Here is a 15,388-nt window from a genome sequence, read left to right on the forward strand (position 1 = left end):
AAATATAAAAAAACCTATCCTAAAAGTAGGATAGGTTTTCTAAATTTATTGCAACACAGTCATGACTTTACGTACAGATTCAACGGATTTATCAAGCTGTGATTTTTCGTCATCTGTCAGCTCCAGCTGGATGATGTCCTCCAAGCCATTGCCGCCGATGATTGTCGGAACGCCAAGGAATAGATCGTTGTAGCCATATTCACCTTCCAGATAAGCAATGGAAGGAATAACACGGCGCTGATCTTTCAGGATAGCTTCTACCATCACGAGCAGGGATGCCGCCGGTGCGTAATACGCACTGCCGTTACCGAGCAGATTGACGATTTCACCGCCGCCTTTTCGTGTACGTTCCACAATCGCATTGAGGCGATCTTCCGGAATCAATGTCTCAAGCGGAATTCCGCCAGCATAGGAATAACGGATAAGCGGGACCATGTCGTCTCCATGTCCGCCAAGAACAAAGCCAGTGATATCCTTGATGGAAAGGTTAAGCTCTTCCGCTACAAATGTACGGAAACGAGCTGTATCAAGGACACCGGACTGCCCGATTACACGATTACGCGGGAAACCGGATGTTTTGTATACTGTGTATGTCATTGCATCAACCGGGTTGGTCAATACGACAATGATGCTTTCCGGAGAATACTTCACAACTTGTTCAGTAACAGATTTCATGATCTTGCTGTTTGTGTTCACAAGATCATCGCGGCTCATTCCAGGCTTACGAGCGATACCCGCAGTGATGACAACCACATCGGAATCCTTCGTGTCAGCATAGTCTGAAGTGCCTTTCACGTGTGCATCGAAGCCCTGCACCGGAGATGCCTCCAGCATATCCAAGGCTTTACCCTTGGTTGGATCCTCCATGTCCGGAATGTCGACTAGTACGACATCCGCAAGCTCTTTCTGTGCGATCAGGAATGCTGTTGTAGCTCCTGTAAAACCACTACCGATTACGGATACTTTTCTGCGTTTGATTGCCATGATGTTTCCTCCTTCGACACATTAGTCCATATTTTTGATCAATTCATCACCGAACTCGGACGTCTTCACTTCTGTTGCCCCATCCATCAAGCGTGCGAAATCATATGTGACAACTTTGGAAGCAATCGTCTTGTCCATAGCTTTTGTGATTAAATCAGCTGCTTCTCTCCAGCCAAGGTGCTCAAGCAATAGCACTCCGGAAAGGATGACAGAAGATGGGTTCACTTTATCCAGGCCAGCGTACTTCGGTGCTGTACCATGAGTCGCTTCAAAGATGGCGTGACCTGTTTCGTAGTTGATATTCGCTCCTGGAGCGATACCGATACCGCCAACTTGTGCAGCAAGAGCATCAGAAATGTAATCTCCATTCAGGTTCATCGTCGCTACTACATCAAATTCCGCAGGGCGAGTCAGGATCTGCTGAAGGAAGATATCTGCAATCGCATCTTTGATAACAATCTTACCAGCTGCTTCTGCTTCCTGCTGTGCTTTGTCGGCAGCTTCACGGCCTTGGTCTTCGGCAATCTTATCATACTGCTGCCATGTGAATACTTTGTCGCCGTATTCAGCTTCAGCAAGTTCATAACCCCAGTTCTTGAAGGCTCCTTCGGTGAATTTCATGATGTTGCCTTTATGAACCAGTGTCACACTTTTTCTGTTTTCTTGGATTGCGTAGTCAATTGCTGCGCGCACCAGTCGCTGCGTTCCTTCTTCCGATACAGGCTTAATGCCGATACCAGATGTTTCAGGGAAGCGAATATTATGTACTCCCATTTCATTCTCAAGGAAATCGATGACTTTTTTCACTTCCGGTGAACCCTTCTGCCATTCGATACCAGCATAGATATCTTCCGTATTCTCGCGGAAAATGACCATATCCGTATCCTCAGGCCTCTTCACTGGTGAAGGAACACCTTTAAAGTAGCGGACCGGACGTAAGCAAGTAAACAAATCAAGCTCTTGTCTTAGCGCTACGTTCAATGAACGGATACCGCCGCCAACCGGCGTTGTCAATGGACCCTTGATGGCAATCTTATATTCGCGGATTACATCAAGTGTTTCTTCCGGGAGCCATTCGCCTGTCTTATCGAATGCTTTCTGACCTGCATAAACTTCTTTCCACTCAATGGACTTCTCGCCTTTGTAAGCCTTATCTACAGCAGCCTCGAGTACACGGCTTGCGGCAGCCCAAATATCAGGACCTGTTCCATCTCCTTCGATGAAAGGGATGACCGGACGGTCTGGTACTTGCAGCGCTCCGTTTGTTACTGTGATTTTGTTTGCTTCAGCCATGTTCGATTCCTCCTAAATAAAATCTGATACTCTATCAGTTTAGCAAATATTTTCCTCTATGGTTGTAAAAATATTAGACTCTTTCTTCTAATGGTGTATACGTACGATGTGTTTCCCCGACATATTCTGCCCGCGGACGGATCAGACGGTTGTCTGCATACTGTTCGAGGATATGTGCGATCCATCCTGAGAAACGGCTCACTGTGAAGATCGGTGTATAAAGATCATGATCGATTCCCAAGCTGTAATAGCATGTAGCAGAATAGAAATCAACGTTTGCCGGAAGGTTTTTCTCCCGCTTGACGATGTCTTCTACTTTTACGCTCATTTCATACCATTTTGTCTGACCGGATATCTCTGTCAGTTCACGGGACATTTCTTTCAGGAATTTTGCACGCGGATCACCAGATTTATAGACACGGTGCCCCATACCCATGATCTTCTCTTTGTTTGCAAATTTCTTTTCAAGATACGGTTCTACATTGTCAATTTCACCAATGTCGAACAACATCTCCATAACTGCCTCGTTTGCTCCTCCATGAAGCGGGCCTTTCAATGCACCAATTGCTGCTGTAAGACCTGAATACATATCAGACAATGTACCGACACATACACGTGCAGTAAATGTAGATGCATTCAATTCATGGTCAGCGTGAAGCACAAGTGCCTTATTCATCGCTTCAATCTCAATGGCACTTGGTTCCTTCCCGTTGAACATATACAGGAAATTCGCAGCATAGCTGTAATCTTCCCGCGGTGTTACTGGTTCCTGACCGGAACGGATACGGGAAAAAGTAGCAACTAATGTTGCAATCTGTGCCTGAAGACGGATTGCCTTCTTAGCGTTCGCTTCTGGTGTATTCACTTCTGCATCCTCATCGTACAAACCAAGCAGTGAAACAGCAGTGCGAAGTGCAGCCATTGGATGAACCGCTTTCAAATCACAGGATTTCAAGTGATCGATAACCGGTTCTGGAAGCTTAGCTTGCGCAGCCAATTCCCCTTTTAGCTGTGCAAGCTGCTCCTCAGTCGGCAGCTCATCATGCCATAATAAATAAATTACTTCCTCGAAACTGGAATTACTAGCAAGATCATCGATGCTATAGCCAGCATAAGTCAGTTGATCGTCGATAATCGAGCTGATCTTTGATTCTGCCGCTACAACACCTTCAAGCCCCTTAACTACTGCCATGTTAATCTCTCCCCTTTAGTAAAAGTCAAATCCATAACATGTGTAATAAAAACTTCAAGTTGCTAGATATTTGAGTGAAGCACTTTCATTATAAACATAATATAACTATTTGTGAAATGAAAACGTTTTAATTTTTTTGTTTTCTTTATTATTGGAATAATATCAATTTTTCGTTATTTAGTAAATAGTCCGACAATCTGAAATACCATATAAGCGATTCCCGCACCTATCAGCGGACCTACCGCGACACCGTTTAATAGCACAACAGCAAGGATTGTGCCGATTACAAGCGCCACTGTCACCTGCGGATCTGAAGACATGAGGTTGACGCCGTATTTACCTAAAACCGCAACAAGAATCCCAGCTGCCAATGCTACCCAGGCATAATATGATTTCACACTTGCATATAAATCTTTGAACCCAATTTCTCCGCTTGCAATTGGGACAAGTACTGCAATTGTAAGGACGGTGATTCCGATACTTAACCCTTTGGAAGCTAAAAAAGGGAACACCTTGTCATCCAGCTGCAGTATCTTAATGCCGAGCAGGACATATGCGGCAATCGTGATGGATTGATTTTTTCCGATGATTCCTAATATAAGAATGATTACTAAAAATAATGATGATGTGTTTAACAAAATTTTTCCTCCAAACTTATTTCACTCGAAAATGAAAGGATGTGAGCTCATGCAAATGACAACACTTCACCAGTTGCTGCGATTATGTATCGTCCTTGGATCGATAGCGGGCAGTATCGCTCTCATTCTGCTGGCCGCTCCTTATGTATATCCATTTATCATTTCCGTCATCCTTGCTATTCTGATGAACCCGGCAGTACGTCTGATCGAACGGAAGACAGCCTTGAACAGGACAGCGGCAGTTGCACTTATTCTATTGATATTTTTAGGTTTCTGCCTTGCTGGCCTTGCGTTGGCAGTAAATGAAATTGCCCAAGGTGCAGCTTATCTGGCTAAGACTGTACCCGTGCATTTCACTGATTTTATAGGTTATGTACAAAAACTGGCGGAGCTTTATATTGTGCCATATTATGAGCGATTGATGTCTTTTCAACAGGAATTGAATCCTGATCAGCAAAAGGCACTTGATGAGAATCTGCAAGCAGTCATTCAGCATCTGTCTGCAACACTTGGAGAAGGCATTCAGGTTGCACTGGAGGCTGTTCCTATGTTGCTCGGCAAGGCACCTCTCTATATAAGTGTTTGTATTTTTGCCTTGCTAGGCACCTTTTTCATCTGTAAGGACTGGGAAAAAATCTCTGCATTTTTAAATAGATTTCTACCTTCACTATTGCTCTCTTCCGCCAAACAAGTAGGCAAAGGACTTAAAAAAGCATGCTTCGGATTCCTGAAAGCACAGGCTTTGCTCTTGAGTTTAACATTCGTGATCATGTGTATCGGTTTTGCTGTACTTCGCATTGAGCATCCGATTGCTACGGCTTTTTTCATTTCACTGGTTGATATTGTGCCTTACCTTGGAACAGGAATTGTCTTCGTACCTTGGATTCTGTACAGCTTTTTGAGCGGCAATTTCTCTTTGACGATCGGACTGGCTGTGCTTTATCTTGTAATTGTGCTGCAGCGGCAGCTGATGGAACCCAATCTATTATCGGTCCAGATCGGGCTCAATCCACTCGCTACATTGATTGCTGTCTTTGCCGGATTCCAGCTGTTGGGCTTTATCGGCCTGCTTGCGGGCCCGGTACTGTTAGTCATCCTCCATACGCTTTATCATACTGGTGTTCTGCGTGTCCTCTGGCAATATATAAAATCTGGCAACCAGACTTAACGGCGATAAACACGAATCGTATTTTTCGCTATAAGTCGCATGAGCAGCGCCTGCACCCAGTACCGAAGTCTTTTTCGGGTAAATGGCAATAAAAATAAAATACCTATAAAATCACTGAAAAAGCCGGGAAGCAGTAAAAGGAATCCACCAATCAGAATGCAAATACCGTTAAGAACTTCATCTGTCGGCGGCTGGCCTTTTTGCATTTGCTCCCTTGCCCTCCTATATGTTTGGATTCCTTCGCGGCGTGCCAAAGCTACTCCAAGCAGACCTGTTGCCACGATAAGAAGGAAAAGCCATAGAAAACCGATTTCCATACCTGCCCAGATGAAAAATGTTATTTCAATGGCCGGGAACAAGATGAAAAGGAAAAGTAACGCTTTTTTCATAGACAACGCTCCATTAACTTAGAATGATTCAAGTGTACCACAGCCTTTTAAAATGAAAAAAGGAGAGGGTCTCATCCCCTCTCCTAGTCTCACTTATATCTTAAAGAACACTTGCATGACCGTCGTAAATATCACCTTTGGCTGCATCAACTGTTACAAGTGCGCCATTGGAGATTTTTGTTGTTGCTTCCGCTACACCAACTACGACCGGGATACCTAGGCTCAAGCCGACAACCGCTGCGTGGGATGTCAAACCGCCTTCTTCTACAATAAGACCGCCAGCTTTCTCAATGGCTGGCATCATGTCTTTGTCTGTTCCGTACGTTACGAGAATATCTCCTGGCAGAAGAAGACGCTGCGCTTCTTCTGCATCCTTTGCAACGATAGCTTTGCCGTAGACACTGCCTTTTCCGATTCCTTGACCTTTTGCAAGGATATCACCGATAACATGTACTTTCATCAAGTTGGTTGTACCAGTTTCTCCCACAGGTACACCTGCAGCGATGATGATACGGTCTCCACGCTTGAACAATTCAGTAGATAATCCTGTATCCACTGCAAGATCAAGCATATCATCCGTGGATTCCACACGTTCACCTGTAACTGCTTGTACACCCCATACAAGTGCCAGTCTGCGGTTTGTCGCTTCATCGAATGTAACTGCTACGATAGGAGCTTTTGGACGATACTTGGATATCATCTTAGCAGTATAACCGCTTGAAGTAGCTGTAACGATTGCGCTGACACTCAAGTTGATGGCAGTATGGCCAACAGATTGGCTGATTGCATCTGTAATTGTCATATCACTTGCTTTGGAACGATCATCGAGAATCGCTTTATGGTCAAGTGCAGTCTCTGCTTTGCGAGCGATATTGTTCATCGTGCGAACAGCCTCGACAGGGTAGTTACCAGCAGCTGTTTCACCAGAAAGCATGATTGCATCTGTGCCATCAAAAATCGCATTCGCAACGTCAGATGCCTCTGCACGTGTCGGACGCGGATTGCGCTGCATGCTGTCCAGCATCTGTGTTGCAGTGATAACTGGTTTACCAGCGATGTTACATTGCTTGATCATCTCTTTTTGTGCCAATGGTACATCTTCTGCCGGGATTTCAACGCCAAGGTCACCACGTGCAACCATTAGGCCGTCACTCACCTGCAAAATGGAATCCAGGTTGTCAAAGCCTTCCTGGTTTTCGATTTTCGGGATGATTTGGATATGACCAGCTTCATGCTTCTCAAGCAATTCGCGGATCTCCAATACATCAGATGGGCGTCTTACGAAGGAAGCAGCGATGAAATCAATGCCTTGTTCGATACCGAACTGGATGTCGCTTGCATCTTTGTCTGTAATACCCGGAAGATTCACGCTGACACCTGGCACATTGACACCTTTTTTGTTTTTAAGCAATCCGGAGTTCAATGCTTTTGTTTTGATTTCATTATTCGCTTTATCGATGTCCAGTACTTCCAATTCGATCAAGCCGTCATCCAATAGAAACTTCGAGCCGACATGAACATCATTGATCAAGCCCGGATACGTTACGGAGAATCTCTCTTTAGTACCTTCCAGCTCAGTCATGCTGACAAAGATTTCGTCGCCTTTTTCGATGTTCGCTTCGCCGCCTTGCAGAACACCAGTACGAATTTCAGGTCCCTTTGTATCCAAAAGGATAGCTACTGTTTTGCCAGTGCGTTTTGATGCTTCGCGGATATTCTTGATACGGGCGCCATGCTCCTCGAAATCTCCGTGAGAGAAGTTAAGGCGTGCAACATTCATGCCTTCTTCGATTAGCTGAACTAGTGTTTCTACGGACTCAGAAGCTGGTCCAATTGTACATACGATTTTTGTTTTTCTCATTATGAGAATCCTCCTTCAGTAGTGCAACATCTATTAAATCGATAATTCCTGGGATAGCTTATACATATCCAGATCGATTTCGTGTCTCTGGTCTAAAATTTCCAGAATGTCATGATCTACAAGTTTATTATTTTGAATTCCTACCATGCGTCCGGATTTGCCTTCAAGCAGAAGATCAACAGCGTGTGCGCCTAGACGGCTTGCAAGCACGCGATCATTCGCTGTAGGCGATCCGCCCCTTTGCACATGGCCCAAAATAGTTACTCGTGTATCCATATTCGTTGCTTCCTCGATGCGTTTGCCGAACTCAAAACCACTGCCGACTCCTTCTGCAACGATGATGATACTATGTTTCTTTCCGCGTTCCTGACCGCGCTTCAGACGCTCGATTACGTCATTGAAGTCTGTTGGCTGTTCTGGAATGAGAATACTTTCAGCTCCATCAGCAAGACCTGCCCACAGGGCAATATCGCCTGCATGACGCCCCATTACCTCGACTACGTACGTGCGCTCGTGGCTCGTAGCAGTATCGCGCACTTTATCAATTGCTTCGATAACTGTGTTTAGTGCTGTATCAAAACCAATGGTAAAGTCTGTACCTGGAATATCGTTATCGATCGTTCCTGGTACACCAATGCATGGATAACCTTTTTGCGTCAGCTTCTCTGCTCCACGGAATGAACCGTCACCGCCAATGACAACAAGTCCCTCGATGCCAAAACGCTTCAGCTGCTCGATACCTTTATTCTGTCCTTCATCTGTCTTGAATGCTTCACAGCGTGCCGTATGGAGCACCGTACCGCCGCGCTGAATGATATCGCCGACTGATCCAAGATCCAGTTGTTTGATATTTCCATCAATCAAACCCTGATAGCCGTTATATATACCATACACTTCCAAATCATGATAAATAGCCTTTCTTACTACAGAACGGATTGCCGCGTTCATGCCTGGAGAATCTCCTCCGCTTGTTAGAACACCTATCTTTTTCATGCGCTCACCTCTAAGCAATTTCGATTATAGAACTTTTATACCCTCTCAAAGATAATCCTTATCCAGCTTATTATCAAATAAAAACATATAATTTTCTTATTAAAAAAAGTAAGAGAAAGAATTCCGCAAAAAAGCCTATGTAAATCGTTTACAGAAGCGGAAGATGAAGTCAGTTGTACGAGTGCTTATTCAGCAAACGAACCAATATTACTATATTTTTCCCATCTTTGTTCCAGTAATACTTGCTTGTCCAATTTTTCCAATTGAGAAAGATGCTCGGCAATTGCCTGATCCACAAGCTCTGCTTGCGCCGGGAGATCCCGATGTGCACCGCCGCGGATTTCCGGAATAATGTCATCGATAACACCGAGTTCTTTCAAGTCAGGTGCTGTAATCTTGAGTTTTTCTGCTGCTTCCTTCGCTTTCCCGCCGTCTTTCCACAGGATGGACGCTGCACCTTCTGGTGAAATAACAGAGAACGTGGAATTCTCCAGCATAAGCAGACGATCACCGACACCAAGAGCCAATGCGCCGCCGCTTCCGCCTTCTCCGATAACGATGCATATGATCGGTACTTCAAAGCCGGACATTTCCATAAGGTTACGGGCAATTGCTTCACTTTGTCCGCGTTCTTCTGCTGCTCGACCCGGGAATGCACCCTTTGTATCGATGAAGCAAATGATCGGACGGCCAAATTTAGCAGCCTGCTGCATATGACGGGCTGCTTTCCGGAAACCTTCCGGATGCGGCATTCCGAAATTACGGCGGATGTTTTCTTTCGTCGTTTTACCGCGCTGATGTCCTACGATGGTTACTGGGCGACCTTTGTACTTGGCGATACCTGCAACTATTGCAGCATCATCTCCATAGTAACGATCTCCATGGAACTCCAGGAAATCAGTGAAAAGCTGCTCCACATAATCAAGTGTCGTCGGACGCTCAGCATGTCGTGCCATTTGCACACGATCCCAAGGCTTCAGATTCGTATAAATATCATTTTCCAGCTTTTCAAGCCGCGTCTCCAGCTTAACGATTTCTTCCGTTAAATCCAGGTCGCTCTCCTTCGTGAATGTCTTCAGTTCTGCAATCTTTTCACGCAGAGCGATGACTGGCTTCTCGAATTCCAATACTTGTTTCATGATACGTTTCCTCCTGCTTGATGAATATCGAGGATCGTGGTCAGGTATTTTTTCATATCATGGCGATTGATAACATCGTCCAGCTGCCCATGAGCCAATAGGAATTCCGCGGTCTGGAAGTCCTCTGGAAGCTTTTCACGAATTGTTTCTTCTACAACGCGTCTTCCTGCAAAGCCGATTAGTGCTCCAGGCTCGGCAAAGTTATAATCCCCGAGCGACGCAAAACTTGCAGAAACTCCTCCATATGTAGGATTCGTCATGACAGAAATCATCAGTCCGCCAGCATCACGGAAACGCTGGACAGCAGCAGATGTCTTGGCCATCTGCATAAGGCTTAAAGCGCCCTCCTGCATTCTGGCGCCGCCAGATGCTGTGAAAATGATGAACGGAATGTTCGCTTTACGTGCATTTTCAATTGCACGAGCAATCTTTTCCCCGGCGACAGAACCCATGCTTGCCATTCGGAAGCGAGAGTCCATGACAGCAAAGGCCGTACGGAAACCGTTTATCGTACCTTCACCAGTTACGACTGCTTCCTTTAAGCCTGTCTTCAGCTGGTCTTTCTCCAACTTCTGCGTATAGCTTGGGAATCCAAGCGGATTGCCTGTTTTTAAGTCTGTATCATATTCCATAAATGAACCTTCGTCGAACAAGTTGTTAATTCGCTCGTCAGAAGGCAATTGATGATGGTGGCCGCAGTTCGGACACACATTCAATTGCTTTCTCATCTCTTCCCGGTAGTAGATCTTTCCACAATCCGAGCATTTGAGCATGAGTCCTTCAGGAATATCCTGCTTCGCCTCTTCACTCGGCTTAGAAGCATGTTTCTTCTTGCTAAAAAAATCTTTAAGCAAGGTAATTCCTCCTTTTGAACAAACGCATCTAACTATTTATTGTACCATCATTTCCATGTGAGTGCGCGTTAAATTCATCTATGTAAATACACAAAACCCGCGCCAGGCAGACATTTTCCAACAATGGAAACGTCTGCCTGTGCAGGTTGCATGTCAGTCTTCGTCGATGAGTGTAAGCTGACGCGTCTTCTCAGCTACTTCTTCTGGATCAACTGTAATGCGGTTGACGCCAGTATCCATCGCTGCTTTTGCTACTGCTTTCGCAACAGCTGGAGCAACGCGCGGATCGAATGGAGCTGGGATAACGTAATCTTCGTTCAAATCGCTTTCGTCGATCAATTCAGCGATCGCTTTCGCAGCTGCAATCTTCATCTCTTCGTTGATGCCAGTTGCGCGAACGTCAAGGGCACCACGGAAGATACCAGGAAAAGCAAGGACGTTGTTCACCTGGTTCGGGAAGTCAGAGCGGCCGGTACCGATAACGCGGGCACCTGCTTCTTTTGCATCAGCTGGCAGGATTTCCGGATCTGGGTTCGCCATTGCGAAGATGATTGGATCTTTTGCCATTGTGCGAACGTCATCTTTGGATAATAGGTTTGCCAAAGATACACCGATGAACACGTCAGCATCCTTGATCGCATCAGACAGGCTGCCTTCCTGACGATCACGGTTCGTGATTTTCGCTACACGGTCTTTCATTTTGTTCATGCCTTCTGGACGACCTTCGTAGATCATTCCTTTGGAATCACACATGATGACGTTGTTTACACCAAGGCTGTGCAGCAATTCGATGATTGCGATACCTGCAGCGCCAGCACCGTTAGCTACCACTTTGATGTTATCGAAGCTTTTGCCAACCAATTTCAATGCGTTCAGCAAACCAGCAACCGTTACGATTGCAGTACCATGCTGATCATCATGGAATACTGGAATATCCGTTTCCGCTTTCAAGCGCTCTTCGATTTCGAAGCAGCGAGGAGCGGAGATGTCCTCTAGGTTCACGCCGCCGAATGTTGGTGCCATCAACTTCACGGTGCGAACGATTTCGTCCACGTCATTTGTGTCAAGCACGATCGGGAAGCTGTCAACACCTGCGAAGCTTTGGAATAGGACAGATTTTCCTTCCATTACCGGAAGAGATGCTTCTGGACCGATGTTTCCAAGGCCAAGCACGGCAGAGCCGTCACTGACAACTGCAACCATGTTGCCTTTCATTGTGTATTCGTATACGTCATCCTTGTTTTGGTGGATTTCTTTACAAGGTTCAGCTACACCAGGGGAATAAGCAAGGCTCAAATCCGTTGCATTACGGACAGGAATCTTCGACTTCATCGTCAGTTTCCCTTTATTTTCTCGGTGTATTTTCAGAGCATCTTCTCTTAAATTGGACATATTTTATCATCCTTTGTGTAATTTATAACTTGATCGGTACAGACGACTATACATTATAGGCATATCCCACCATGGTGTAAAGAAAGTTAATCAGATCATCACTGCCCTGACACGGCAACGTTTTCTTTTCCGAAATGTTTCCTTAAGATACCCAGGCTTTTCTGGCTTAGCTCGAGGTGATACGAACCAGACAGCTGATAGCTTTTCCGAGTATCCTTGTGTACAACGATGACAGGTACATTTCCGGGATATTGCGCGGCACAATCGCGGACAATATCGAGAACTTCTTCTTCAGCGATAGTATCGTAGCGGATGAATAGCCGTTCCTTACCAGTCTCGAGCTTGTCTTCCTGGAAGAGCTGGCCATCTTGCAGGATAAGCTGTCTTTCGCCATTTCTTTCCTCGATCTTCCCTACTAGATCGAGCAGTTTCTCCTCTTCCAGAAAACGACCGATTTGCCGATGCAAATCAGGAAATACGACGGCTTCGACCTCACCAGTCTCATCTCCAAGTGTCAGGAATGCCATGGGCTGTCCTTTTTTTGTCCGGATCGTCCGCTGCTGGAGCACAACAGCGGCCAATCGTACCTTCTTCTTAGCCGGCAGTGCTTCGAGCTGCTGAACTGCGATATAACCGCTGCTGCGGAGATCCCCCCGATAGCTTGCGAGCGGATGACTGGAAATATACAAACCAAGCACTTCTTTTTCATGCTTTAGAGTGGTCATTGATGAAAAAGGCTCCTGCTTCTCATAGGTGGCCTCAAATTCGACTTCTCCAAGCAGCGATGGCTGATCGTATAATTCCCTGAACAATTCTGCCTGCTCGATTGCTTTATCAATCGTGGCTAATACTGCAGCTCTGTTATTATGCATAGTATCGAAAGCCCCGGCTAATATGAGCTGCTCCAGTGCAGACTTACTGATGGACACTCGAATGCAGAAATCGAAAAGATGCTTGAATGGTCCATCTTTCCTGGCATCAATAATCTGGCGTACCACTTGGGCACCGATACCTTTGATTGTCAGCAAGCCCATTCTAATATTTCTGTTTTCCACTGTATACCTGCCAAAGCTTTTATTGATGGAAGGAGCTAAGACCTTTATTCCGCTCTCGGATGCTTCGCGGATATACTGCCGAATCTTATCTGGCTGATTCGCTGCGCCACTCATCAATTCAGCAAAAAAGTTAGCAGGAAAATGCGCTTTTAAGTAAGCCAGCTGATAGGCCAGGTAGCTGTATGCGACTGCATGACTGCGGTTGAATCCGTAGTTGGCGAACTTCACGATCCAGGAAAATACTTCCTTGGCAGTATCGGTAGTGTATCCATTTTCTATACAGCCTGTAAGAAAGCGGCTTTCTTCTTTTTCCAGTACCTCAGCATCTTTTTTGCTAACAGCTCTGCGCAGTAAATCCGCTTCCCCTAGCTTATAGCCAGCCATGGAGGCTGCTATTTGCATGATTTGTTCCTGATATACAAGAACACCATATGTCTTCTCCAGAATCGGCGCAAGCCTTTCATGCGGATAGCCGACAGCTTCTTCCCCGTGTTTACGACGGACAAAGACGGGGATATAACTCATCGGACCTGGTCGGTACAACGCATTGACAGCGACAATGTCTTCAAATGATGACGGCTTCAGCTGACGCAGCACTTGCTTCATACCGCTTGATTCAAATTGGAACACACCATTTGTGCGTCCTTCCCGGAATAAACGGAAAGTCATTTCGTCATCCAGCGGAATCGATTCTATATCTGGTTGTTTCGGCAAGCTGTTTAGAACATAATCCATCAGAGTCAGGTTTCGCAATCCAAGGAAATCCATTTTCAAAAGACCAAGCTGCTCCAGCTCCTTCATGGAAAATTGTGTCAATGCCACCTCGTCATGCCCTGAAGCGAGTGGAACTGTTTTCACGAGCGGGTCGGCACTGATGACGACACCAGCGGCATGCGTCGATGCATGCCGCGGCAATCCCTCGAGCTTGACGCCGATTCGGAATAACCGCTTCAGCTGCTCGGATTCTTTTACATAGGCAGTAAGTTCTTCCGAAGCCTTTAAACCAGCAGACAATGATGCTGCGTTATTCGGAATCATCTTAAGTAAGTAAGCAGCATCTGCCTGCGGTATCTCCATCGTTTTAATGAGCTCTCTCAAAAGGGAGCGGGCTGCAAAGGTACCGAATGTTATGATTTGTGCTACATGGTCTGCTCCATATTTATCCCGTACATAGCGGATGACCTCATCCCTGCGGTAGTCAGAGAAGTCAATATCAATATCCGGCATCGAGATTCGTTCCGGATTGAGGAAACGTTCGAATAAAAGACCATAAGCTAATGGATCCACCGCTGTAATGCCCAGTACATAGGCAACGAGCGAACCGGCGGCTGATCCGCGGCCGGGACCGACACGGATGCCGTGTTCCTTTGCATATCGGACGAAATCCCAAACAATAAGGAAATAATCACTAAAGCCCATTTCCTTTATTACGTTCAGCTCATATGTCAGCCGATCTCTTGCATCCTTCCTATCCCCATACAGCTCCTGAAGCCGAATACTGCATAGTTGGCTCAAATATGTATCAGCTTGTTCTTCTTGAGGGACTGGGTATGCAGGTAAATGGCGACCGCCAAGCTGCAGCTGAATCGTGCATCGCTCAGCGATGGAGCCGGCCTCAGTCAACGCTTCCCGCCATAATTCACTATCGGAAAGCCGTTCCATCTCTGCCCCCGTACGCAAATGATGCATCGGTTGTACATCATGCACCAGCGGCTCCCAGGTTGCTCCTTCTTCAATTGCAAGCAAACAATGATATGCATCGATATCATCTTCCTGCACATAGCGCACGTCTCCAGTTGCCGCGAATCGAAGATTGTATTGCTGCTGCCAATTGGTCAAGGTCTGGTCATCCAGGTAACGCACTTCTTCCGGACTGATACCAGCATACAGCCGTTCACCAAATATGGATCGCCATGGATCGATCTGAAGCTGTATCAATGTGTGCGTCGGAATAATCGCAATGACTCCATTCGCATATGCTTCCAATGATGCAATTGGCAAATGATTTGTTTCATTCGTTTGCAAGTATGTGCTTAATTCTACTAGCTGCTGATATCCAGTATCATTTTCTGCAAGCAAGAGAACTTTCATCACTTGCCCTTCTGCCTCGACTGGAACATGGATTCCGATAATCGGTTTTATGCCTGCCTCTAAACAAGCCTGATAAAACGGCACAACACCGTACATTACCACGTCATCCGTCAGGGCCAAAGCTTCAAAACCTGCTTCCTTGGCTTTCTTCACTAATTGAGGAATTTTAATTGTACTCTGATAGAAGCTATAACTGCTTCTGATTTGCAGATGCGAGAACTCCATACATCATTACCGTCCTTTTTTACACTCTCTCCATTATATACGAAATCTTGCAGACATTGAAATGACTAACATAACTTGTCCCGCGCTGCCATAGGGTAGAAAAAGACTTTGAAA

The 15,388-nt window shown here is 45.8% G+C and carries 12 protein-coding genes; 1 reads left to right on the top strand and 11 read right to left on the bottom strand.

All coding sequences use genetic code 11. The features are described from left to right. Positions 1–45: 45 nt before the first annotated feature. The 4 genes from mdh to ACH6C1_RS11125 all read right to left on the bottom strand — a co-directional run bounded on the left by mdh (position 46) and on the right by ACH6C1_RS11125 (position 4,107). Positions 46–984, bottom strand: a complete 939-nt coding sequence (gene mdh, locus ACH6C1_RS11110; protein WP_374077047.1) for a malate dehydrogenase — start codon at positions 982–984, stop codon at positions 46–48. A 21-nt stretch (positions 985–1,005) separates the two neighbouring features. Further along, positions 1,006–2,277: an NADP-dependent isocitrate dehydrogenase gene (gene icd / locus ACH6C1_RS11115; protein WP_374077049.1), complete on the bottom strand. Its 1,272-nt coding sequence runs from the start codon at positions 2,275–2,277 to the stop codon at positions 1,006–1,008. Between the two features lie 73 nt (positions 2,278–2,350). Further along, on the bottom strand, positions 2,351–3,469 hold the full coding sequence (citZ, locus tag ACH6C1_RS11120; protein WP_374077051.1) for a citrate synthase: 1,119 nt from the start codon (positions 3,467–3,469) through the stop codon (positions 2,351–2,353). A gap of 173 nt (positions 3,470–3,642) precedes the next feature. Continuing rightward, entirely contained in the window at positions 3,643–4,107 is a 465-nt protein-coding gene (locus ACH6C1_RS11125; RefSeq protein ID WP_374077053.1) for a DUF441 domain-containing protein, read from the bottom strand. Between the two features lie 49 nt (positions 4,108–4,156). On the opposite strand from ACH6C1_RS11125, the gene ytvI reads away from it, so the two are divergent. Beyond that, positions 4,157–5,275 (top strand): sporulation integral membrane protein YtvI, encoded by a 1,119-nt coding sequence (gene ytvI, locus ACH6C1_RS11130; RefSeq protein WP_366247379.1) that lies wholly within the window; start codon positions 4,157–4,159, stop codon positions 5,273–5,275. On the opposite strand, the gene ACH6C1_RS11135 is transcribed toward ytvI, so the two are convergent. The 7 genes from ACH6C1_RS11135 to dnaE all read right to left on the bottom strand — a co-directional run bounded on the left by ACH6C1_RS11135 (position 5,272) and on the right by dnaE (position 15,274). Further along, positions 5,272–5,664, bottom strand: a complete 393-nt coding sequence (locus ACH6C1_RS11135) for an FxsA family protein (RefSeq protein ID WP_374077055.1) — start codon at positions 5,662–5,664, stop codon at positions 5,272–5,274. The two genes, ytvI and ACH6C1_RS11135, sit on opposite strands and share 4 nt — an antisense overlap. 100 nt (positions 5,665–5,764) lie before the next feature. Next, a complete protein-coding gene (gene pyk / locus ACH6C1_RS11140; protein WP_374077057.1) occupies positions 5,765–7,525 on the bottom strand; it encodes a pyruvate kinase in 1,761 nt (586 codons plus the stop codon). 33 nt (positions 7,526–7,558) lie between these two features. Beyond that, positions 7,559–8,518: a 6-phosphofructokinase gene (pfkA, locus tag ACH6C1_RS11145; protein WP_095222160.1), complete on the bottom strand. Its 960-nt coding sequence runs from the start codon at positions 8,516–8,518 to the stop codon at positions 7,559–7,561. A 185-nt stretch (positions 8,519–8,703) separates the two neighbouring features. Further along, the gene (gene accA / locus ACH6C1_RS11150; RefSeq protein ID WP_374077059.1) at positions 8,704–9,657 is read right to left on the bottom strand and encodes an acetyl-CoA carboxylase carboxyl transferase subunit alpha; all 954 of its coding nucleotides are present in this window, start codon (positions 9,655–9,657) and stop codon (positions 8,704–8,706) included. After that, positions 9,654–10,511: an acetyl-CoA carboxylase, carboxyltransferase subunit beta gene (gene accD / locus ACH6C1_RS11155; RefSeq protein ID WP_095222156.1), complete on the bottom strand. Its 858-nt coding sequence runs from the start codon at positions 10,509–10,511 to the stop codon at positions 9,654–9,656. The genes accA and accD overlap by 4 nt, the downstream gene beginning before the upstream one ends. A gap of 153 nt (positions 10,512–10,664) precedes the next feature. Next, on the bottom strand, positions 10,665–11,903 hold the full coding sequence (ystJ, locus tag ACH6C1_RS11160) for an NADP-dependent malic enzyme (protein ID WP_374077061.1): 1,239 nt from the start codon (positions 11,901–11,903) through the stop codon (positions 10,665–10,667). A gap of 98 nt (positions 11,904–12,001) precedes the next feature. Beyond that, complete coding sequence (gene dnaE, locus ACH6C1_RS11165) at positions 12,002–15,274, bottom strand: DNA polymerase III subunit alpha (RefSeq protein ID WP_374077063.1); 3,273 nt, start codon at positions 15,272–15,274, stop codon at positions 12,002–12,004. Positions 15,275–15,388 lie beyond the last annotated feature (114 nt).

Source organism: Terribacillus sp. JSM ZJ617, assembly GCF_044383785.1.
In the GTDB taxonomy this organism is placed as follows: domain Bacteria; phylum Bacillota; class Bacilli; order Bacillales; family Amphibacillaceae; genus Terribacillus.